General features: G+C 67.6%; 14 protein-coding genes and 2 pseudogenes. 7 read left to right on the top strand and 9 right to left on the bottom strand.

The features are described 5' to 3' along the window. Positions 1 to 51: 51 nt before the first annotated feature. Together ACFVYL_RS36515 and eccD are read right to left on the bottom strand one after the other, a co-directional pair. A complete protein-coding gene (locus tag ACFVYL_RS36515) occupies positions 52 to 1,566 on the bottom strand; it encodes a PQQ-binding-like beta-propeller repeat protein (protein ID WP_389724165.1) in 1,515 nt (504 codons plus the stop codon). Positions 1,567 to 1,595: 29 nt separating this feature from the next. Beyond that, positions 1,596 to 3,122, bottom strand: a complete 1,527-nt coding sequence (eccD, locus tag ACFVYL_RS36510; protein ID WP_389724193.1) for a type VII secretion integral membrane protein EccD — start codon at positions 3,120 to 3,122, stop codon at positions 1,596 to 1,598. Positions 3,123 to 3,484: 362 nt separating this feature from the next. On the opposite strand from eccD, the gene eccCa reads away from it, so the two are divergent. After that, positions 3,485 to 7,468, top strand: coding sequence for a type VII secretion protein EccCa (gene eccCa, locus ACFVYL_RS36505; protein WP_389724163.1), 3,984 nt, complete (start codon positions 3,485 to 3,487; stop codon positions 7,466 to 7,468). Positions 7,469 to 7,591: 123 nt separating this feature from the next. Continuing rightward, positions 7,592 to 7,897 (top strand): DUF397 domain-containing protein, encoded by a 306-nt coding sequence (locus ACFVYL_RS36500; protein ID WP_389724160.1) that lies wholly within the window; start codon positions 7,592 to 7,594, stop codon positions 7,895 to 7,897. 96 nt (positions 7,898 to 7,993) lie between these two features. On the opposite strand, the gene ACFVYL_RS36495 is transcribed toward ACFVYL_RS36500, so the two are convergent. The 4 genes from ACFVYL_RS36495 to ACFVYL_RS36480 form a co-directional block, all read right to left on the bottom strand. After that, positions 7,994 to 8,296: a WXG100 family type VII secretion target gene (locus tag ACFVYL_RS36495; RefSeq protein ID WP_389724157.1), complete on the bottom strand. Its 303-nt coding sequence runs from the start codon at positions 8,294 to 8,296 to the stop codon at positions 7,994 to 7,996. A 91-nt stretch (positions 8,297 to 8,387) separates the two neighbouring features. Beyond that, positions 8,388 to 8,726, bottom strand: a complete 339-nt coding sequence (locus tag ACFVYL_RS36490; RefSeq protein WP_389724154.1) for a WXG100 family type VII secretion target — start codon at positions 8,724 to 8,726, stop codon at positions 8,388 to 8,390. A 57-nt stretch (positions 8,727 to 8,783) separates the two neighbouring features. Then, a complete protein-coding gene (locus tag ACFVYL_RS36485) occupies positions 8,784 to 10,082 on the bottom strand; it encodes a S8 family serine peptidase (protein WP_389724151.1) in 1,299 nt (432 codons plus the stop codon). 1,596 nt (positions 10,083 to 11,678) lie between these two features. Next, a complete protein-coding gene (locus ACFVYL_RS36480) occupies positions 11,679 to 12,152 on the bottom strand; it encodes a hypothetical protein (protein ID WP_389724148.1) in 474 nt (157 codons plus the stop codon). Positions 12,153 to 12,489: 337 nt separating this feature from the next. Between ACFVYL_RS36480 and ACFVYL_RS36475 the strand changes: the two genes are divergently transcribed. Together ACFVYL_RS36475 and ACFVYL_RS36470 are read left to right on the top strand one after the other, a co-directional pair. After that, positions 12,490 to 13,005 (top strand): hypothetical protein, encoded by a 516-nt coding sequence (locus ACFVYL_RS36475; protein WP_389724145.1) that lies wholly within the window; start codon positions 12,490 to 12,492, stop codon positions 13,003 to 13,005. Next, complete coding sequence (locus ACFVYL_RS36470; protein WP_389724142.1) at positions 13,005 to 15,266, top strand: hypothetical protein; 2,262 nt, start codon at positions 13,005 to 13,007, stop codon at positions 15,264 to 15,266. Before ACFVYL_RS36475 ends, ACFVYL_RS36470 begins: the two co-directional genes overlap by 1 nt. A 600-nt stretch (positions 15,267 to 15,866) precedes the next feature. On the opposite strand, the gene mycP is transcribed toward ACFVYL_RS36470, so the two are convergent. Together mycP and eccB are read right to left on the bottom strand one after the other, a co-directional pair. Then, complete coding sequence (gene mycP, locus ACFVYL_RS36465; protein ID WP_389724139.1) at positions 15,867 to 17,129, bottom strand: type VII secretion-associated serine protease mycosin; 1,263 nt, start codon at positions 17,127 to 17,129, stop codon at positions 15,867 to 15,869. An 18-nt stretch (positions 17,130 to 17,147) separates the two neighbouring features. After that, positions 17,148 to 18,680, bottom strand: a complete 1,533-nt coding sequence (eccB, locus tag ACFVYL_RS36460; RefSeq protein WP_389724136.1) for a type VII secretion protein EccB — start codon at positions 18,678 to 18,680, stop codon at positions 17,148 to 17,150. Positions 18,681 to 18,887: 207 nt separating this feature from the next. On the opposite strand from eccB, the gene eccE reads away from it, so the two are divergent. The 3 genes and pseudogenes from eccE to ACFVYL_RS36445 all read left to right on the top strand — a co-directional run. Further along, positions 18,888 to 20,210 (top strand): type VII secretion protein EccE, encoded by a 1,323-nt coding sequence (gene eccE, locus ACFVYL_RS36455; RefSeq protein ID WP_389724133.1) that lies wholly within the window; start codon positions 18,888 to 18,890, stop codon positions 20,208 to 20,210. Beyond that, positions 20,210 to 20,977 (top strand): hypothetical protein, encoded by a 768-nt coding sequence (locus tag ACFVYL_RS36450; RefSeq protein ID WP_389724130.1) that lies wholly within the window; start codon positions 20,210 to 20,212, stop codon positions 20,975 to 20,977. The genes eccE and ACFVYL_RS36450 overlap by 1 nt, the downstream gene beginning before the upstream one ends. 31 nt (positions 20,978 to 21,008) lie before the next feature. Next, positions 21,009 to 21,353, top strand: a pseudogene (locus ACFVYL_RS36445) (hypothetical protein); the annotation flags it as partial. Between the two features lie 23 nt (positions 21,354 to 21,376). On the opposite strand, the pseudogene ACFVYL_RS36440 reads toward ACFVYL_RS36445, so the two are convergent. Further along, positions 21,377 to 21,781, bottom strand: a pseudogene (locus ACFVYL_RS36440) (hypothetical protein); the annotation flags it as partial.

Below are 21,781 nucleotides of genomic sequence, written 5' to 3'. Positions count from 1 at the left end.
TCTGGGGTCGATGCCTTGCCGGGGGCTACCGCCGGCCCGCGCGGGCCGGGATCAGCCGCTGCTGCGGTAGCCGTCCATCAGGGAGACCTGCGGGCCTTCGTCCTGCTCACCGCTCTGGCGCTCGACCTCCTTCATACCGAAGACGACGGTTCCGCGCTCGTACACGATGTCGAAGTCGTTGGCGAACAGGTCCATGCTCGGCCTGTCCGCATCGTCGGGAAGGACGAGGAGCAGCCGCTCCTTGCCCGTTTCGGGGTCGAGGCTGACCACGGAGGAGAGGGCGGCTCCGGCATTCTCCCGGTAGGCGATCACGTTGTCGCCGCTCATCCTGACCGGATACATCGGCCGGTCGGGCTTGGCGTCGAACTTGAGTACGGAGTTTCCCGTCCTCAGGTCGAAGGCGACGATCTCGTTGGGTGGCATCTTGGTGAGGCCCGGTTCGTACATGTCACGGGGTTTGGTCGCCATGTAGAGCTGCCGTCGACCGACCACCACTCCACTGCACCGTTCGACCTCGGCACTGAACGTTTCGTCGCAGTTGTGGACGTAGCGCCGGTCGGGCAGTGGGATCGTCGCGCGGTTCCTGCCCCGGTCGTCCAGCGAGTGCAGGTAGTCGATGACCCCCTCGTCGCCGGTGGCGACGGCGATGACGGCCGGCTCCGAAGAGGCCAGATAGACGCTTTCGATCCCCTCGGCGACCCGGTGCGTCCACTCGGCCCTGCCCGTACGCGGGGCGACCTTCTGCACCCGGAACAGCCGGTCGGCCGAGTCTCCGCAGGACTGCAGCGCGAGCAGGCCGCGCCCTCCGGCGAATCCGACGTCGTTGCAGGTGCGGGCCTTCACGTCGGACCAGAGCCGCTCCCCGGTCGTCATGTCGTACGCCGCCGAGCCCCGGCCCCAGCTGGCGACAACCGTGCCACGGGTCATCGTCACGTTCACGCTCGACGAGCCGCTGTCCCCGACGGGCAGCGGTTCTTCCCAGAGCTTCTTGCCCGAGTCGATGTCGACCACGGCGAGGTGATCGCACGGCCTCTCGGACCGCGCCCCCTTCTCGCCCTTCGCGTGCTCTTCCTTCGCGGACCGCTTGCCGGGCACGGCCACGGCCGTCCTGCCGTCGACGCTGACGTGCCGGGTCACGGCACAGAGCGGGCCCGCGAACTGGATCTCCCACTTCTTCTCGGCAGTGCCGATCTCCATGCCCCTGATGACGTCGGCGAAGCTCTTCGCCGCGATGGAACCGGAGACCCATGTGCCCTTCGTCGAGGCGCTCCGCCCTTCCTTCAGCTTCTCCGTCCACCCGACGGCGACCTGCCCTTCAGGGGTCTTCGGAACCGTCTCCACCGTCTCCCTGATCGCGTCGGGCGGCTGCTGGGCGGCGGACGCCCGCGCCGTGCCCTTCTCCTCGGTCAGACTCCACACGGCCCAGCCGCCCGCGAACAACGCGGCGGTCAGGGCCAGGACCACGCCGAAGACGAATACGGTACGGCGCTTCTCGCGCGCGCCCACGGCGAGCGTGGACTGGGTGTACGGCGAGGGGGACGGTGGTGGCGGCGGGCCGAAGCTCACGCTGGAAAGCCTTTCGTCAGATCGGGGCGTCAGCTGGTCAGGGCCCGCGCCGAGGCGTAGACGTCGAAGACCGCGAGGGTCAGCGGGACGAGTGTGAGCAGCACGAAGGACTCGGCGATCTCCACGAAACGGCCCCAGAAGGGCGTCACACCAGTACGTGACATGACCAGTCCGATGCCGGTGACGAGGGCGGCCGCCACCCCCACCGCCGTGACGAGCCAGATCGTGCGCAGGTCGAGCGCCGCGCCGTCCCCGGCCGACCCGCTGGGCAGGTCGAGGCAGCGGCCTACGCCGAGCAGGACCAGGGCGACCAGACCGGCGACCAGAACGGTGGAGACCTGCGCGGTGTAACGGAACAGGTGCGCCCGCATCAGCATCGAGATGCCGCTGGCGAGCGCCACAAGCTGCGCCCATCCGTTCCCGGAGAGGCCGAGCACCGCGGTCGAGCCGATCACCACGAGCGCGCATCCGCCGACGAGACCGACGAGCAGTTCGTGGCCCCGGCGTGCCTGCGCCGCGACGCGTCCGGCGTCGACGGGCTCCGGCGGGGCGGGGTCCTCTCCATAGGTGCCGTGCGCGCCGTGCGGTGCCTCGAAACCGATGGGAAGGCGGGCGAACCGCATGGAGAGGCCGGGCAGAAAGGCCAGCGCTCCGACACCCAGCGGCGCGCACAGCGCGGCGGTCTCGACAGGCTCCAGCTGTCGCAGCGCCGCCAGGAAGGTGGCAAGCAGGCCGACGGCGGAGGCGAAGACGAAGGCGACAAAGGGGCTGTCGCTGCGTGGCGACACCAGGGTGAGGATCACCGACGCGGTCAGGACTGCCGCACAGACGAGCAGGAACTGCAGCCGCCCCACGCCCTGCCCGTCCGTCGCCGGCAGCAGCCCGGAGCCCGCCACCGCCATGTTCGGCAGTGCGCCGAGCCCGAGGGCGACGGCCGAGCCCCGGTCGTCGTACACGCGTGCCCGCACCCCGGCGAGGATGAGCAGCAGGGCCCCGGCGACGGCGGCGAGGATCCCCGGCAGGCCGTGCATGTCGTGGCGGGGGTCGGCGGTCCAGGCCACGCAGGCAAGGAGGGCCGACAGTACGGTGCCACCGGTCAGCCCGGCGACTCTCGTCAGATCGTCGTTCCACAGCACGCGGTCGCGGGTCACGGCCGACGCGACGACCTCGGACACGTCGTCGAAGACGGCCGGGGGCAGCGATTCGGAGAAGGGGCGCAGCGTGAGGAGTTCACCGTCGAGGATGCGCTGGGCGGCGAAGGTGCGGGCGCTGTCGAGGACGGCGCCGTCGCGGCGTACGAGGTGATAGCCGACCGGGGCGCCCTCGGCGGGGCTCTGCCGGGAGAGCCGCAGGATCTCGGGGTAGATGTCAGCGACGGGGATGTCGTCGGGCAGCGCCACGTCGATGCGGCTGTCGGGCGCGACAATGGTGACCCGACAGAAGCCGAAGGCCGTACCGGCGCCGGCCGCGGCCCCGTTTCCTGCCGGTTCTCCCATGCGGCTTGCGTGGCCCGGTCGCCCGGGGCCGGTGACCGTCGTGGACGCCGTCGTGCTCACCTGCTGCTCCCCCTCAGTGATGAGGCCGGCCTCGCTTCCGGCCACGGTCAACTCCGGTGCATGTGTTGCTGATGTGGCGCGCCACGTTCACCGACTGTGCCGCATTGCTCGGCGCGGCACGGGAAAACCGGCCCACCTGGCTGATTCCTGCGCCGCACCCCGCCCCGTACCGCGAAGTGCCCCCATTCTGCGGCCGGTTGACCGGTCCGTCGGCTGGCCGGATCAAGCGCCGCGCATGTGCACTTCCGGCACCCTAGCGCCGGGAGGTGACTCTTGGTGTCAGTAGGATCACACGGCGATCGCATCGCCCGCTCACCGGGCGGTGAACGGAACGCCCGCCCCGACAAGGGAATTGGTGCTCAGTGAGCCACATCGTCGTGAAGCGCCCGCCTCGAACACTGCCCTCCCCAGTCCCCACCGACGAGGTCGTGCTGCACCCCCCGCCCGAGCTGCCGCGCGGGCAGCAGGAGGGCGCGATGATGCAGCTGCTGCCCATGCTCGGCATGGGCGGGTCCGTGGTGTTCTTCTTCATGCCGAGTGCGCATCCGTTCATGAAGGTCATGGGCATGGTGATGGTGGCGTCGACGGTGGCCATGTCCGTGGCCATGCTGATCCGCTATCGCCGCGGGAACCAGGGGCAGTTGGCTGACCTTCGGCGGGACTACCTCGGCTACCTGAAGCAGACCCGGCGTACCGCCGTCGACACGGCGCGGGCACAACGCGACGCGCAGTACTACCTCCACCCCTACCCCGATCAGCTGTGGGCCCTGGTCGCCGAGGGCAGCCGGGTCTGGGAACGCCGCCCCGGAGACGAGGACTTCGGACAGGTGCGCGTCGGCCTGGGCCCGCAGACACTCGCCACTCCACTGGTGCCGCCGCAGACCGCCCCCGTGGACGAACTGGAGCCGCTCACCGCCGGCGCGATGCAGCGCTTCCTCGCCGCGCACAGCACGCTGGAAGACCTGCCGATCGCCATCTCGCTGCGGGCCTTCTACCACGTGACGGTCAGCGGGGACCCTGAGACGGCACGGGGCACGGGGCGTGCGCTCGTCGCCTCCCTGGCCTCACTGCACTCCCCCCAGGACCTGGTGATCGCCGTCGGGGCGGGATCGGCTGCCGCGCCCGCCTGGGAGTGGACCAAGTGGTTGCCGCACTGCCAGACACCGGGGGTCGCCGACGGAGCGGGCAGCCGCCGACTCATCACCGGTGACCCGGCCGAACTGGAGGCCGTGCTGACGACCCGCCTCCATGGGCGTCCGCGCTTCCACCCCGACGGGCCCCCACTGCCGGACGAGCCGCACCTCGTCGTCGTGCTCGACAGCCTGTCGTTGCCTCCGACGGCAGCACTCGCGTCGGCCGAAGGACTGCAGGGCGTCACGGTGGTGGAGATCGTGTCGGGCGACCTGGCGCACGGACGCGGCGATCTGTCGCTCACGGTGCGTCCGGGTGCGCTGCGCATCGAGTCGGGCCACGGGCTGGTGTACGAGGGCACTCCGGATGTCCTTTCCTACGAAGGGGCCGAGGCGCTGGCACGGCAACTCGCCCCGCTGCGTGTCCCGTCCGGTGGCGATGACGACGAACCCCTGCTGGCCAACCTGGAGTTCACGGATCTGCTCAACCTCGGCGACGCCGACTCGGTCGACACGAGGCGGACGTGGCGCGCACGCTCGCTCGCGGAACGGCTGCGTGTTCCCATCGGCGTCGGTGAGGACGGCCGCCCCGTGATGCTGGACCTCAAAGAAGCGGCGCAGGAGGGCATGGGACCGCACGGGCTGTGCGTAGGAGCCACCGGTTCCGGCAAGTCGGAGCTGCTGCGCACCCTGGTGCTCGGCCTCGCCGTGACGCACTCCTCGGAGAGCCTGAACTTCGTCCTCGCGGACTTCAAGGGCGGGGCGACCTTCGCCGGCATGGCGCAGCTGCCGCACGTCGCCGCGGTCATCACCAACCTGGCGGACGACCTCACCCTCGTCGACCGCATGGGTGACTCCATCCGGGGCGAGCTCAACCGCCGCCAGGAACTGCTGCGGGACGCGGGCAACTACGCGAACATCCACGACTATGAGAAGGCACGTGCGGCGGGCGCCGCGCTTCAGCCGATCCCGTCCCTGGTGCTGGTCATCGACGAGTTCAGTGAGCTGCTCACCGCGAAGCCCGATTTCATCGACATGTTCGTGCAGATCGGCCGCATCGGCCGATCGCTCGGCGTGCATCTGCTGCTGGCTTCGCAGCGCCTGGAAGAGGGCCGACTGCGAGGTCTGGAGACGTACCTCTCGTACCGCGTCGGGCTGCGCACCTTCTCGGCCGCCGAGTCGCGCGCCGCTCTCGGGGTGCCGGACGCGTACCACCTGCCGAACGTGCCGGGCTCCGGCTACCTGAAGTTCGGCACCGACGAAATGGTGCGCTTCAAGGCGGCGTACGTATCCGGTGTGTACCGGTCGGGATCGGGGCAGGCCGCCGCTCCAGGCGGTCAGCGCCCCGTGGACCGCCGTCCGGTGCTGTTCACCGCGGCCGAGGTGCCAGTACGCTACGCGACCGCGACGGTGCCCGAACCGCGTGCCGCCACGGGGCCTGGCACGCACGACGCGGACGACGCGCTCGCCGACACCGTCCTCGACGTGATCGTGCGCCGCCTGGAGGCACAGGGCCCGGCCGCCCATCAGGTATGGCTACCGCCGCTGGACAGCCCGCCGCCCCTGGACGCACTGCTCCCGGGACTCACGGCCGTGGCAGGGCGCGGTCTCACCCAGCCCGGCTACGAAGGGGCGGGACGTCTCGTCGTACCGCTGGGACTGGTCGACAAGCCGTACGAACAGCGTCGCGACCCCTTGTGGTGCGACTTCTCCGGGGCGGCCGGCCACATGCAGATCGTCGGCGGACCCCAGTCCGGGAAATCGACGCTGCTGCGCTCGCTGATGGCGGCCTTCGCCCTCACCCACACCCCGTACGAGGTCCAGTTGTACGGCCTCGATTTCGGCGGTGGCGGAATGGCTTCCATCGCCGGGCTCCCCCACATCGGCGGCGTCGCCTCGCGCCTCGACCCCGAGCGGGTGCGACGCACGGTCGCCGAGGTGTACGGCGTGCTGTCCCGGCGTGAGGAGTACTTCCGCGCGGCGGGCATCGCGTCGATCGCCGACTTCCGCGCGCGCAGGGCCCGGGGCGACATCTCGGTGACCGACCAGCCGTGGGGTGACGTCTTCCTGATCATCGACGGGTGGGGCAACTTCCGCACCGAGTACGAGGGTCTGGAGCCGGCCGTTCTCGACATCGCCGCGCGGGGGCTCGGCTACGGCATTCATCTGATCCTCACCGCCTCACGGTCCATGGAGGTCCGCGCGAACCTCAAGGACCACCTCATGAACCGTCTCGAACTGCGGCTCGGCGACACGATGGACTCCGAGTTCGACCGCAAGGTCGCTGCCAACGTCCCCGCCGGCGTCCCCGGTCGCGGCCAGACGCCCCAGAAGCAGCACTTCATGGCGGCCGTCCCCCGTATGGACGGGCTGTCCTCCGACACGGAGCTCGCCGAAGCCACGGCGGCCCTGGTCGCCGAGGTCGCCCGCCACTGGACGGCACCGGGTGCTCCCGCGGTCCGTCTGCTGCCGCGAGAGCTGCCGGCCGGCGGACTGCCGCCGGGCAACGCCTTCCCGGACCGGGGCCTCTCCTTCGCCCTCGACGAGAACAACCTCGGGCCTGTCTTCGTGGACTTCGAGCAGGACCCGTTCTTCCTCGTCTTCGGCGAGAGCGAGTCGGGCAAGTCCAACTTGCTGAGGCTGCTCATCAAACGGCTGACGGAGCGCTACAGCGGTGACGTCTGCAAACTCTTCGTGGTCGACAACCGCCGCTCCCTGCTCGACGTCACCCCGGCCTCCCACCTGGCCGAGTACATCCCGATGTCCAACGCCATGGACCACCACATGGCGGCCCTGGCCGACCTCATCCAGCGGCGCACCCCGCCCGCGGACGTCACCGCGCGTCAGCTCCGCGAGCGCAGCTGGTGGCAGGGCCCGACGGTGTACGTGATCGTCGACGACTACGACCTGGTGTCGACGTCCAGTGGCAACCCACTGGGGAGCCTCACCGAACTCCTCCCCTTCGCCCGTGATGTGGGCGTGCGCTTCATCATCGCCCGGTCGACCGCGGGAGCGGCACGGGCGTCCTACGAGCCGTTCATGCAGCGCATGAAGGAACTCGGTGCCCAAGGCGTCATCCTGGCCGGCGACCCGGAGGAGGGTGACCTCCTGGGCGGGGTACGGCCCCGGCCCATGCCGGTGGGGCGGGGGGTCTTCGTGTCACGGAAGCGGGGGAAGCCGATGGTGCAGACAGGTTGGGTGGACGGGGAGTTCTGACCGCTGCCGACCGGGACGGGCCGCCGGCCCGCACGAGCCTTCCCAACCTCTGAACAGCGACGGAACCGCCCAAGTAGGGTGGAGTCACAGCTCTTTCGTACGTTGTGAAGGGACCCCTCCGCCATGACCGAAGCACCCGACACCTCGGCGCAGGACAAGGCTCGCAAGGAGCGTGAGAAGGAAGAGCTCTACGCCCTGGACATCTCCGGCGTCGAATGGCACAGCGCGCCGGGCACGGAAGAGCACGAGGAGCGGGTGGAGATCGCCTACCTGCCCGCGGGCGCCGTGGCCATGCGGTCGTCGCTGGATCCGGAGACGGTGCTGCGGTACACGGAGGCGGAGTGGCGGGCGTTCGTCCTGGGGGCGCGGGACGGGGAGTTCGACCTGGAGCCGACCGTGCGCAATGGCGGGGTCGCGGCGGCCGAGTGACATGGGGCGGCCTGTCGGCCGGCCCCACGAAGTACGGGGTGGACGCCTCCCGCGCGCGTCCACCCCTCACCCTCTACACCGAGCATCTGCCCGGCCTCACTGGAAGTAGCTGGCACCCTTCAGGTCGCCGCCCCGGTAGTCACCACCGGCCTGGCCGACCTTCTGCCCGATGTCGACGAGCGCGCGATGGATGGCCTCGACGTGCTTGTCCCACTGCTGCTGCTTCGCGACGTACGCCTTGTGTGCCTCGCCCTCCCACCCCTCGGCCACCTTGGCGACGGCCCGCTTGATGTCCGCGAGGTCCGCCTCCAACTGCTTGGCCTGGATGCCGAGTTCGGTGGTAATAGCGTCAAGGCCGCCATATTTGACCGCGAGTTCTCCCATGTGCACGTTTGCCATGCCCTGCCCCGTCTCTCGGTGGTTGGGGGAAGTCCCCCGGAAGCGTCAGTGGTTCAGTGGCTGCTGATTTGTTCAGTAGCCACTGATCGGTTCAGTAACTGCTGATCGCCGAGTGCTGTCCGCCGTACTGGACGTCGATACCGTCCATGGTCGACCGGACCTGGTCCTCGAGCCCATCCGTGAGCTTCTCGTTGCCGCTGATGCCCTCGAGGAAGTCGACCAGGATATTTCCGACCGCCCTCATGTGCTCGTTGATCTCGGTCTGCTTCCTGTCGAAGGCGTGTGCTCCGATGCCTCGCCAGTTCCCTTCCATCATGTCGAGCGTGCCCTGAAGGCGCTTCAGCTGCTTCTGGACCGAGTCGTATTTGCCCACGATCTCCTTCTTCAGAAGCGCCACTTGCTCGTTGTTCAACTTCTGGCCGTCAGCCACGGCTGGGCTCCCTTCGTGAACTGTCGTTGGGATGTAGCAGGTGTTCTCGTATCCAGCTCAGGCCCGGCGCCGAGCGCGCGCCGCCGCGGAGGCTCCGCCGCCGATCACCACGAGTACGGCGAGGCCGCCCAAGGCCGGCCACAGCCAGTTGTTGCTGTCGTCGTCCGAGGACTGCGCGGCGGCGGAAGTCCCTTTGCCGTCCGAGGCCACTTCCTTCGGGGACTGCGACGGCGCGGCGGGCGTGGAGACATCAGAGGGCGAGTCACCGCCAGGGGAACCGACACTCACGGTCTTCTTGTTGGTGATGGGGTCGACGTCCGCGGGCCCGGGCTTCCCCTCGCCCTTCACGACATTGCGGGCCGGCCGGATCAGTCCGTAGCCGAGGTAGTCGCTGGGCTTGTCCTTCGGCCAATCGCGGCCAGCCGTGTCGATGAGGACGCGAAGGACCTGGTTGGCGGTCCAGTCGGGGCGCTTGGACCAGACGAGGGCGGCGGAGGCGGAAGCGATGGCGGTGGCGGAGCTGGTGCCGCCACCGCCTTCGTCGCAGTAGGAGCGGAAGGTCTTGTCGCACCAGCGTGGGATGTCGAGGCCGGGGGCAGCGAGGTCCACGTACTCTCCGTACTCGGAGAACTTGGCGACTTTACCCGTCTTGTCTGCGGCAGACACTCCGATGACGTTCGGGTACGCAGCAGGGTATCCGATGAAGTTCTTCTTTTCTGCGTCATTACCGACACCTGCGAACATCAACTTACCCTTTGCCTGGGCGTATTCCACCGCCTTCTTTTCACTGGGCCTCAGGTACTTACCGGTAAAGGACATATTGATGATCCGCGCATCACTGTCGGCCGCGGCCCGAATGGCTTCCGGAATCCCGCTCGTTGTACTGCCTTTGAACTTCTTCCCGAGGCCAGCCCGAAAGGAGATTACCTCGGCTCCGGGGGCCAGCCCCTTCAGCCCCTCCCGACCGGACCCCACGATGAGCTCCGCCATTGTGGTGCCGTGGCTGTCGTAGTCGTCCAACGGGCCGCCGGTCATCCCTGACAGATCCATGCCCGGCCTCACTCGTCCCTCAAGGGAAGGAGTGTCGGAAACTCCTGTGTCGATGACTGCCACTTTGATGCCCTCACCAGTGCTGGCCTTCCACAGGTTCTCGGCTTCCATGGCTTCCAGGTACCACTGCTTCGACCGCACGTCTTCGGCAGCCGCGTCCGGAACCATTCCTACAGCCAAAAGCGTCAACACACCGATCACCGGACTCACAAGGACGAACCGTCTCCGCTCATGGCTCATCCTCATGATGTTCCAACTGCCACGTCGGTCGAGTCCCGACTCCATGCCCTGCACTTCCTCGCCCACGGTTAATCAATCACTGGTGGAACACGGCGTCGGGCGGTTGCGTCTCGTCGCCCTCGTCCACGTCACTGGCCCGTGGGGTTCCCCCACCGTCTTCCTCATCGGAGCGCCGCCGACCGACGACGGAGTTTCGCACCAAGCCAGCACCTCCGGGGGTGAAGCCGCTTCTATGGATTCCGGAGGTCCGCTCGCGAGCCATCGGAGTACCGACCACGCCGCCTTGGCTGTTGACGTTCCGGGACGGAGTCTGCCCTCTGGCGCCGTTGCCCTGAGGAGCGTTTCCCCCGGGCCTTCGCTGCCCGACACCGCCGCCCGTGGCGCGCGAGCCGCCCGAAGCTTCAGTGCCGGCCACAGGCCCTCGCGGCATTCCGGTTCCGCTCGACTCGGGCGCCGGCCCTGGGCTTGGCCGCCCACCGACCACACCCTGAGCAGGCTTGGCACCGTTAGCGTTCGGGATGCCAGGCCGCGGGCCCGCCTCACCGAGACGTCGCGGAGTGCCACCCGTAATGCCGCGGCCCATAGGCGGTTGCCCGGAGGCTGTCGGGGTGCTGACGCTCCGTCCCTGCGCGGCCGGATTGGCCGGGGTGGTGCGACCGTTCGGTATCGCCGGTCCGCGCCCAGTACTGTCCTGCGGCCTTCCCGGGCCGACCGGCCCGGTACGCCCCTGCGCGGGCGGTGTCTGTTTCGAGGTCACTGCGGGACTGGGCGCACGCGCGGTGAGGCCACGTGCATTCGGGGTCGGACGGCCGTTCCCAAAAGGTGGAACCAGCAGTACCTCGTGGGACGTTGGGCCGGGAGTTGGTGACGGAGGTCCAGGCAGGTGGTCAGTGGCCTGCGGAGGCAGGGTCGGAGCGCTGTCGATCTCCGTACCCACCACTCGTTCCGGAGTGACACGGGGGCTGCGCCCGTCAAGCCGGGACGGTACGGAAGCGTCAGGCGAGCCAGCACCGCCTGACGCCGCCACGTCCGCCGAGTGGGCAGGCGAGCCCGCTTGGGCGCCAACGAGTGTTGCGGCAGAGGACTGTCCGCCCAGCCCATCTCCACGCGATACGGGATCACTGCCCTGAACCGGTTCCGGAACCCCCACTTCAGGCATCGTCGAAAACCTAGGCGGCTCCTGGCTCGCCATCCCGTCCTGCGACACCCGATAGAACGATGCCAGCCGGTTCATCTGGTTGATCGCTTCTTGACGGTGCTTCTCCGCCTTGACCGCGGCGCCGTACTCCGCGTTGCCCTCGACCCGTTTCGGAGAAGGAATGTCCTTCACGTCCTTCGGATCAGCACGGTTGTCCCGGGGCGGCATGGAGGCACGCACGGACGTCAGCCCCGCACCTGCCGAGGCCATATGGGTGCTCGCGGCCCCAGCGAAGTCCGAAAGCGTGTGCGTGTCCTTGACCAGGTTCTTTCCCCATTTGCGAAACGCCTCTCCCGCTTCGCCCTCCCAGTCGACCCTGTCGATGTGCCGACCGAGCTCCCGGGCAGCCTCGGCGATCGCGTTCCGCGCCTTCTCCAACGCCTCCCCGGCGCTCTCCATGTCGCCTGGTTCAGCCTGCTCGACCAGGTCGATCATGTCGTTGAGGCGATGCCCTTCGAAGCCCACTAGGACCACCCTGCGTCGGACTTGTCGCTACCGTGGCCACCGTGCGCGTCAGGCTTGCCGCCGCGTTCACGCTCGCCCGGCATCTCCTGGCGGCCGACCCTGGTCTGGATCGCCCAGAATCGCTGCCGCAGGTCCTCTTCGAGGTTGTCGAAGCCGACGTCGGCTCCGTGCACGGCGATCCCCATTGCGTCGATCTGCTCACCCAGCATCTTGGAGAGCGAGGTGAGCCGCTCGTGGACCTGTTCATACTGCGAGTGCAGCCCGTCGGCCCCAGGAAAGGCACTGCCCGGGCCACTGAAGGACGTCCGGGAGACCTTCTGCGCACCGATCCTCGACGAGCCGCCGGCCGAACCTTCGAACTCTGTGAGAAGCGTGTTGATGCGCTGCCGGAACGTCTTCAACGCTTCCAGCCCGCGCTTGACATCAGCGCCTGACGACGGCGCCGTACCCCCGTGCCCGTCCGCAGGAAGCACCAGGCCTTCCCTCCCCGTTACCCGCCTGCCCGCCCCTCTCGGGATCACAGCGCGGCTGGTGGTCACTTATCGCGCCCGTGGCACTCTAGTCACTCTACGTTTGGCGTCCAACTGAGCCTTGCACCAATGGGGTTAGGAACGAGCCATGTCCACGCGGACAGCGGTCCCTCAAAAGCCACCATCCGCCGCAACTGGGCGGGAAGGAAGGCAGCCGTCGGCCACCGAGATCGAACTCCTGGGCGACAACCCGGCCTACTCAAAGGGGCGTTGCTAGGTTGAGTTGAAATGCTGTCATCCGGGAGAAGTGCACCGCGCACACGGGGGAAGGGGCTCGCGCATGGCGTGGGACGAGTGGGAGCAGCTGAAGTCTCAGGCAGCTGAGCGGCAGTCAACACACATGCAGCTGAATCAAGTTGAACCGGGAACGGGCGGGAGCACCGCACCGGATCCGGCCTCGTACGGTGATCTGCGCGTCACCCAGGCTGACCTGGCGAAGATCGGTGATCATGCTTTCAAGCTGTACGACCGCCTGTGGAAAGAAGCCCGAGTAGCCGTCCCCAGCAGCGGCAAGGCCGCGAGCGATCTCACCGGGCAGGGATTCGCCCTGGGCGGCGGGCTCCAGCACGTGTCGACGCGCTGGGAAGAGCAGCTCAAGTCTCTCCGGGACGCGTGTGCACACATCGCCAACCACATGCAGGCCACCAAGAAATTGCATGCCGACGACGAACATTACATCCGGCGCCAGATGAGCAGCATCGACATGCTCGATGCCGGCTTCGACGAACGGATCGGTCAACCCGGAAAAGACAACCCACTTTACGGCCCGCCGAGCAAGAAGCAGAAGGACGGCTGATGGACCTCGATGCGCTTCGCTTCGCCAACTACAAGCTGCTCGACGAGGCCGTCAGCGACTGGTCGAGAATGGTCGACAACCTCGACGAGCTCAAGGAAGCCGCCGGCAAAGGGCTTGCGGGTGCGGCCAAGAAGGCCAACTGGGCGGGATACAACGCCACTGTCTCGCGAGAGTTCATCGGCAAGACGGCCGCGGAGTTCGAGGATGCCCTCACCCAGGCCAGGACCATCTGGAAGATCCTTCGAGATACGCGCGACGAGCTGCAGAAGCACAGCGAAGATCTCGTTCGGGTCATCGCGGCCGGCTTGAAGAAGAATTTGACCGTCGCGCCGACCAGTGGCGGCGGATTCAACGTATCCATGAACATTCATCCCGATCGCGCCGCGAAGGGAACTTCACTACCGGACCACGGCCAGCGTGACGTCGACGCTCTGCGCGACGAGGTCCAGAAGATCCTGGACAAAGCCACGGAGAGCGACAACTCCGCAAGCATGGTGCTGCAGGCGGTTGCAGACCAGAGCACGCTCGGGTTCTCCGACGTGAGCTACCGCGACAGAGACGGTGCGGTAGCAGCCGTCAAGGAGGCCGACGAACTGTCCAGGTTGGCGAAGAAGGACCCATCCGACCTGACCGTCGCGGAGTTCGACCGGCTGTATTCCGGACTCAAGAAGTACGCGGACGACGGACTCTTCTCAGAACGGTTCGCCACCAGTCTCGGCGCGAAGGGAACGTTGGAGTTCTGGGCCAATATCAATGATCCGAACGCGAATCCCCAGCTGAACCACGCGAGGCATGAGAAGTTCGACGACCTTCAGAAGAATCTGAGCCTGACGTTGGCCACCGCAACCCAGAGCGACTCACTCGGCATGACCGAATGGGCGAGCAAGGTGGTGGATCTCGGAAACCGTCCGATCGGGAACAGCGGCCCCGTGGGATTCCAGGTCATGAGCAACCTGATGCGCTGGGGTGATTTCGACGACCAGTTCTTGCGCGACTACGGCTCCAGGATGATGGCAGCCGAAAGAGAACGAACAGCGAATGGCGAAGGGCGAGCATGGCAGCGTACAGGCACAGATATTCATTTGAACCGGACGAAGAGCGACACCGGGTGGGACCCTTTGACCGGCTATCTGAAAAGCTTGTCGAATAACCCTGATGCCGCGACAGGATTCTTCAATGAGCCGTTTGTGTCGGCGGGGAGTGAAGGCAACCCGTTCGAGGGAAAGGGTAAGTCCAACTTCCAGTACCTCTTCGAAGAGCGAAATTGGCCCGTCGACTTCAACTCCGAAGGGGAAGCGAGTAACACGGGACGTAACAACTTGGCGCTTGCCCTTGAGTCCGCCACTACCGGCCACCCGGCAGGAGAACTGCTGCCGCCGAAGGACCAAATGCCACACAATGCTGAACAGAGCAAGCTCATGGAGAACTTGGTCTCGTCGATTTCCGACGACTCCAAACGCCTGACCGATCACCCCTACTTGGCTGACAGCGTGGGCCAGATCGCTTCAGAGTACCTTCCGGACATCAATCGAGCCATGACCGACGATCACGACCGAGACACGGACAGGCTTTTCCCTGTGGCTGGTTCCGAAGCCAGCTTGAATCACAGGGACGCGACACGGTTCCTGTTCGCCATCGGCCAGAGCAGCCAAGGATACGCGGCGGTAGAAGTGGGCCAGAAGTCCTACATGGCCAACCTCATGGAGTATCACATGAACCCAGACCTGCCTGCCGAGCTCCGCTACAGCAGCAACCCAGAAAAGAGTATCGATCAGATCGCATACGGATCCGGGGAGGTCTCCGGAACTCTGGCCATTGGACGTCAAGAAGCCGTAGCAGGACCTGCAGAAGCCAGCGACAAGGCATACGGGGAGTCCGTATCCCAATGGAAGAATGCGGTCTCCGGAGGAATTGGGACTGGAATCGGTGTAGGCACTGCATACTTTGCCAACCCCATTACAGGGGCTGCCGTCGGAGGTACCGCAAGCACCGTGAGCAGCATGGTTCTGGAATCCCTTTTCAAGGATGCCGAAGGGCAGGCGAAACCGAATGCCGGCCCCGTAATGGGAGAGCGCTGGGAAAACGGATTGGAATTGAACAGCAAGTACAGCGAGCAAGGAGCAGAACATGCGCGTGCAGCCCACCACCGAAGCGATATGGATGAAATCGGAGAAACGGCGCGGATCGCTGCGCAACGCGGGTTCCAGGCCGCTGGCGTAAATGTGCCACTCATGGCATCCGACATTCATACAGCCATTTGAATTTTCGTCTTTGCTGCCGGAGAGGATGCAGTGTTCCAGCTACGCGTTCATGGGTCGAAGTCACGAAAAAGATCCGGTCTGGCTCTACTCATGGGATTCCTGGCGGCTCTCGCCCTGTCAGCTTGCTCAGAAAAGGAAGGAGAGAGAGAATACTCGCTTCCCCATTCCCTGTGCAACGTACAAGTCAAGCCTGCGCTGCTTGAATCCTTCATGCCTGACGGCAAGCATGTTTCCTCCCGCCGAGAACATCCATCCGGCGGGACCGAGCGATGCCAAATTCTGGTGGATGGAAGGGTTGCCCTCCGAGCCAGCCAGGTGTGGTGGGACGAACGGGGCGGCGTCACGGACGTGGCGTCCGTTCATGCACACGTGGACTCGCCTCCGGTGAAGGTAGGTGAAAAGTACCTCTCCTCAGGAACCGGCGCTGTAGGAAAGGTGGGGTCCTGTAGCGACCCAGCGCACCCGCAGCAAGATCTGTTCACCGTACTTCAGGTCTTCGCGCCCGACCGCAGTGACGCTCGCACGATGAGAAAGCTGATCAGCGACTATACGACTGCGCTGGAAAATTCAGAGATGTGCACCTGAGAGGAAGGAACCTCTTTATCGCGCCGCCGCTCGTCTGCGGCGACGCGCACGCTGCCGGGCATCCCGCAGCGCCGCCCCCGCTCCTCCCAGCCCCGCCACCAAAACGACGGCACCCACAGCAACGTACGTGGCGATCCGAGCAGTGCGTTCCTCCGGCGTCTCCCCCAGATGGAGCTTCGCGGGTGCCGGGGCGTCGGCCCGGGTTGCGCCTTCTCGCGGGGTCGGCGACTCGAGGGGCCGGTCGTCCTCCGTCAGGGCGCGTGCCGGGTCCGCTACACCCCAGCCGACCAGGCGGTCGTGGTCGGCCACCGAGCGTTCCGCTGTCTGTTGGATCTGGGCCGTGATCTGACGAGGTGTCCAGGTGGGGTGCTTGGACTTGATGAGAGCCGCCAAGCCCGCGACGTAGGGGGCCGCGAAGCTCGTGCCGCTGTCGGCGCAGTGGCCGCCTCCCGGGACCGTGGAGATCATGTCGACTCCCGGAGCCGCCACATCCACGAAGTCGCCGGACTGGGAGAAGGCGGCTCGTTCGTTGTTGCGGTCCGAGGCCGCCACCGCGAGCACGCCCTCGTAGGACGCGGGGTAGGTCTTCTTGATATTGCCGCCCAGGCCGTCGTTGCCTGCTGAGGCGACCACCACCCGTCGCTCCCCGAGTGCCCTGTCCACCGCCCGCTTCAGTTCTGGCGCGGGCTCCGCCGCGTTGGCGGTGTCCTGGGAGATGTTGATGACGTCCGCGTCGGAGTCGACCGCGTGGTCGATGGCCTTCGCGAGTGTCGCCGCGGTGCCGTGTCCCTCCGCGTCGTTCTGCGTGATCGGGATGATGGTCGCGTCCGGCGCGAGGCCGACGAAACCGGTGCCTTTGGCAGGGCGTGCCGCGATGATGCCCGCCACGCGGGTGCCGTGACCGACCCTGTCGGTTGTGCCATTGGCCTTGCCTCGGTCGATCTTTTCGCCCTTCTCGTCCTTGGCTGGGAGAAGGTTGCGGCCGCGGGACGCGTCAACCGCTGGCTTCAGCTGCGGATTCTCGGTGTCCACTCCTGTGTCGATCACTGCCACTCGCACCCCCTTGCCCGTGGACTGGAGCCACAGTTCGTCCAGGAGCACGCGTTGCAGGGACCAGGGGCGCCCCTCGTACTTCTTGGACGGGAACGTGCACTGTCCGGACGCGGACGGAGCGGCGTCGGCGCGCGCCGGCGTCACCACGGCAAGGGCCAGGGTGACCGTGGCTGCCCCTGCCGCCCTTCTCAAGCATCGGGTACGAGCGCCGGTAACGTTCGTCATGTCAGCGCCTCCCCCGCCTCAGGAGCCCTGCGGCTGACGTGCTGCCGCCGTTGAGAGCCGCGGCCCCGTGGGCAGGAACTTGGACCACGCCGCCGGAATCGGGGTCACTTCCGTGTCCTCGTACCCGAGACGCGTCTGGGCCTGTTGTGCCTCCTGTTGTTGCTGCTTGCGCTGCTTCGTGGAGGTGCCGATGCCCACGTCGTCGGTCGCGCTGTCGCTGTTGGACTGCATCGCATACCGGAGGCCCGTATCGGTGACCAGGAAGATGCCCCCGGCCTTGGTCTCTGAGCCGAGGAACTGCCGATAGAGCTGGCCCGAGCCGGGGGTGACGTACGCGCTGGACGAACCGGTGGGGAGCGTGGCCGGGAAGTCGGCGTCTGCCCAAGTGCTGAGGGTGGTCGTGCCGTTGTCGGGGTCGACGTCGCGCAGGACGTTGCAGACAGTGTTGCGACTGCCGCGCGTGGCCGACGCTTCGTTGACGGTCGTCGGCCCCTCACTCGGCCATTCCTTCCCCGCCCCGAACTCCTCCGTCTCGGGGCTGAAGGCCGCGGCGCTCAGTTGCCGAGCCCTCCCGTTCTGCCCCAGAGCCACCAAGTCGGGGCTGCTGAGGAGCAGTTTCGCGGTGAAATCGGAGACCGGGGCGACCCGCCCCGGAAGGACCACGTAATGCTGGGGACCTTCGCCGTCGGTCGCTTTGAGGATCATGCCGACCTTGTCGGCGGCACCGTCCTGCAGACCCGGCACCTTCGCGTCGGCGCCCGGGATGCCGTCGATCTCCGGGAAAGCGATCGCATCACGGGCATGCAGAGTATCGAGCCACTGTTTGGAGACCCGTTGCGGCTCACGACCCGACCCCACAAGGATGCGCAGCAGAAGCCCGCGCTCTTCTCTCTCCGAGATCCGGTACGCGTTGCCGTGTGCGTCGACCACATAGCGTGTCTTGTCGGGGCCCACGACATACAACAGCTCGCCACCCCGCAGCCGTTCACCCCCCTCGGTCCTGTTCCGGTCGCGCTCCCCGAGAACGAACGCCGCTTTCTGGATGCTGCTGCCTCCCTCGACCGGGCGCTCGCAGACTGCCCAGCGCTTGGCGGAGCCCGCCTCGGGCGTCGAGGGCAGGCGGTCGGGGGCGTACGGAATGCCGATGGTGGCGCCGTGCGGGATCGTGCCCTTGTCGAGGACGGATTCGTCGACGTTGATGACCCCGCCCTTGCCGGAGTCGAGGAGAAGCTTCGCGGAGGCCATGTTGAGGACCGGGTGCAGTTGCGGCTTGCCGTGGGTCTCCAGGACGACGTAGCGGGTCGTCGAGTCACTCGCGATGATCACGTGTTCCCTGGGCTTGTCCCAACCCGGTTCGGCCGCCGGCCGGAACATGCCCCACGCGCCGAAGCCCGCCAGGACGATCACCGCGACGATGATGCCGGGCACCACCGCACGCAGAGGGCGTGGGGCCCCCTCCTCCGAGCCGGAGGGTGAGGGCTGGATGAATGCGGCCAGTGTGCGGCGCTTCGCGAAGATGTGCGCGTTGAGTTCGTCCCGCCGTGATGCCATGCGTGTCTGGTTCTCCCCGTGAGCGACTAGTGGTTGTTGCTCCCTCGGGCGGTGACGGACCACGCCCCCGCTCTCCGTTGCCGGGCCGGGCCCCTACTATGCCTGTTGAGTAATCGCTCGTGCGGGCTGGGTGAGGTGATGGGGATTCAATCACTCTGCTCGGCAGGGCAGTTCGGGAGAGTTGCGGGGGTTGGGCTGGTGGCTTCCATGGCCCGTACGCGGGCAGGCAGACGGTCGGCATCCGCGACTCGGACGACGACGCGGACAGCAGGAGACAGCGCGCCAGGCAGGCCGGGGGTGCCCGGTCCCGTCGCCCTCCATCTGCGTGGCTCCTCACGTGAGTTGGGGCGGCCCGGTCTGCTGCGCCTCGTACTGCTGCAGGTCGCCGCCGCTCTGCTCGTCGTGGCCTGGATCATCGATCCACTGGCCGCCGCACCGACGGCACTGGTCTCTGCGGCGCTGGCGCTGTTCGCCGTCGTGCGTCGCCGTGGTCACCCCTTGCATGAATGGCTGGGCACCGCGCAGGCGTTGCGGTCACGCCGCCGCAGCTCCGCGGGGCGATCGATACCGCCGGGTACCGACCCTGCTTTCGCCCCTGCGGTCGAGTGTGACCCTGCCCTGCGCACGTACGCATACAGCGGCCGGGACCGGCGTCAGGTCGGGATGGTGGGCGACGGAACGTTCGTGACCGCGGTACTGCAGGTGGAATCGGACGTGACGGCGTTGCGGGCCGACCGCGGACGGCAGCCGCTGCCGGTGGGCCTGGTCCGAGACGCACTCGAAGTGGACGGCATCCGGCTCGAGTCCGCTCAGATCGTGCTGCACACCCAGCCCGCCCCCGCGTTGCACCTACCTCAGCAGTCCCTGGCCGTCAGCAACTACGCACCCTTGCAGGCCGTCACGGGCGCGCCCGCGGTGCGGATCACCTGGATCGCTCTCAAGCTCGATCCGGAGCTGTGCCCCGAGGCGGTGGCAGCTCGTGGGGGCGGCTTGGGCGGTGCTCAGAAGTGTGTGGTGCGCACTGCGGACCACCTCGCGAGTCGGCTCGCGGGAGCCGGCTTTCACGTGACCGTGCTGAACGAAGAAGAGGTGGCATCCGCCGTCGCGACCTCGGCCTGCGCCAACCCCTTGGTCACGGCTCAGGCCAACCGGGCCGAGGTCCCGGAGCGCAGGACAGAGGAATCCCCCCGCGCGTGGCGGTGCGACAACCGGCGCCACACCACCTATTGGGTGAAGCGCTGGCCGCAGTTGGGGGGATCCGGCGGGCCCGCGCTGCCTCAGCTCGTGGCCCTGCTCACTGCGGTTCCGGCGCTGACCACGACCTTCAGTCTCACACTCGGACGCGGCGCGCGGCATGAGATCGCCTTACGCGGCCATCTGCGGGTGACTGGACGCGGTGAGGCCGAACTCGCCTCCGCTAGGCGGTCTCTGGAGCAGGCTGCCCGTCAGGCCGGGACGGGGCTGGTGCGGCTGGATCGCGAACAGTTGCCGGGCATGCTGGCCACGCTGCCGCTCGGGGGTACTCGCTGATGGCTGCCTCGACTCCCCCGGTCGCGGGTGCCCCGGGCGAACCGGGCAGAGGTCCGTTCGCATCCGCCCTGCGAAGCGGGTTCGGGCTGATGGGGCCTCGGCACGGCAAGCACGTGCTCACCGCCGACCAGGTGGACGCGCTTACGCTGCCGATAGGCGACGACGGGGTGGTGATCGGCGCGGACGCGCAGGGGCGGCCCGCGACTCTTGGAGTCAACCGCCCCACGCCGTACGACATTCTCTTCATCGGCGGGTTGTGGACGGCTCAAATCATCGCGTTCCGGGCTGCCGCGACCGGGGCGCGGGTGGCTGTGGAGACCGGGCGGGCCGAGGCGTGGGGGCAGCTTGTGCGGGCGCTCGGGGTGGGGCCCAGTGGGATGGCTGTGCATGACGTGGGGCGGGTGCCGCCGTTGGGGGCGTCGGCGGGGAGCCCGGTGCTGGTGGTGCGGGACTGCGGGATGCGGCCGCCTCGGGGGCGGGTCGTGGCCGGGCCGTGGCAGTCGGTGCTGACGGTGCTGCCCTATTTGAGTCCCGTCGCGCCTCGGCTCATCCGGCAGGCGCGGCTGGTGGGGGTGCAGCGGGTGTCGCCGGACGAGGCGACGCAGATCGGCCGGTCGTTGGGGCTGCCCGGCGGGGACGTCGATTCGTTGCCCACGCTCGCGGACGGTGTGACCTTGTGGTGTGCCGATCGAGACCGGCAGTACGTGATGACGCAGGCCACCGACGCCGAGACCGGATTGTTGGGTACCGCTCGGCGGATGGACTGAGCCGACCTGGCGCCGGGCAAATCAGGGTGTGATGTCAGGTGTTGGGGCTTTTGCCCGGCACGGTTTGGTGTACGCCGATCACCTCTGGGCGGGGCGTGACGCAATGGACAGCATTGGTGGGGTGGACTGCCCTGCCGTGCTCGTGGTTTTGGTGATTAGGCTGGGACAGGGCGCGACGCCAGAACCCGTGAGCGGGTCGGCGCGTCCCTCAACGGGGAGAGCCAGGCGGATCGGACGACAGGAACGGTCGCCCCCCACCACGGCACGAGGGTGCTCGACCACACCAGGAGGCATTGTGAACAGCGATCGGGACGAGATCCGCGGGGGCTGGGATTCACCCGTCGATGATCAGTCCGACGCGGAGTCCGCTGCCGAGACGACGGGCGAGTTCACCATCGACTATGCGCCGCCCGCCTGGTACACGCAGAACGCTTCGGGGAGTGCGGGCGAGACGCCGTCCGTGCCGCCCGTCTCCTCTCCGCCTGTCTCGTCGTCGCCGACTGCGCCGACGTCTCCGCCTGCCCCGACGTCTCCGCCTGTTTCGTCGCCGCCGCCCGTTTCTTCAGCGTCCGACACTGTTCCGCCCGGCTCCGGTCCGGCGCCCTCCGGTTCGCCGGAGTCCGGGGTGGTGGATTCCGGTGCGGTGGATTCCGGTGTGGCGGATTCCGGTGCGGTGGATTCCGGTGCGGTGGGGTCCGGGGCGGTGGGCTCCGGGGCGGTGGGCTCCGGGGCGGTGGGCTCCGGGGCGGTGGGCTCCGGGGCGGTGGGCTCCGGGGCGGTGGGCTCCGGGGCGGTGGGCTCCGG

The sequence above is a fragment of the Streptomyces sp. NPDC058308 genome (genome assembly GCF_042880275.1).
In the GTDB taxonomy this organism is placed as follows: domain Bacteria; phylum Actinomycetota; class Actinomycetes; order Streptomycetales; family Streptomycetaceae; genus Streptomyces.
Note: the sequence above shows the minus strand (reverse complement) of the source record. Positions and strands in the feature narration are given on the sequence as shown.

Excerpts from the sequence above, each read along its gene's own strand:
- ACFVYL_RS36500 (WP_389724160.1), top strand. The coding sequence starts at position 7,592 with ATGACCGAAGCACCCGACACCTCGGCGCAGGACAAGGCTCGCAAGGAG.
- ACFVYL_RS36495 (WP_389724157.1), bottom strand. The coding sequence starts at position 8,296 with ATGGCAAACGTGCACATGGGAGAACTCGCGGTCAAATATGGCGGCCTT.
- ACFVYL_RS36475 (WP_389724145.1), top strand. The coding sequence starts at position 12,490 with ATGGCGTGGGACGAGTGGGAGCAGCTGAAGTCTCAGGCAGCTGAGCGG.
- ACFVYL_RS36470 (WP_389724142.1), top strand. The coding sequence starts at position 13,005 with ATGGACCTCGATGCGCTTCGCTTCGCCAACTACAAGCTGCTCGACGAG.
- mycP (WP_389724139.1), bottom strand. The coding sequence starts at position 17,129 with ATGACGAACGTTACCGGCGCTCGTACCCGATGCTTGAGAAGGGCGGCA.
- eccB (WP_389724136.1), bottom strand. The coding sequence starts at position 18,680 with ATGGCATCACGGCGGGACGAACTCAACGCGCACATCTTCGCGAAGCGC.
- eccE (WP_389724133.1), top strand. The coding sequence starts at position 18,888 with ATGGCCCGTACGCGGGCAGGCAGACGGTCGGCATCCGCGACTCGGACG.
- ACFVYL_RS36450 (WP_389724130.1), top strand. The coding sequence starts at position 20,210 with ATGGCTGCCTCGACTCCCCCGGTCGCGGGTGCCCCGGGCGAACCGGGC.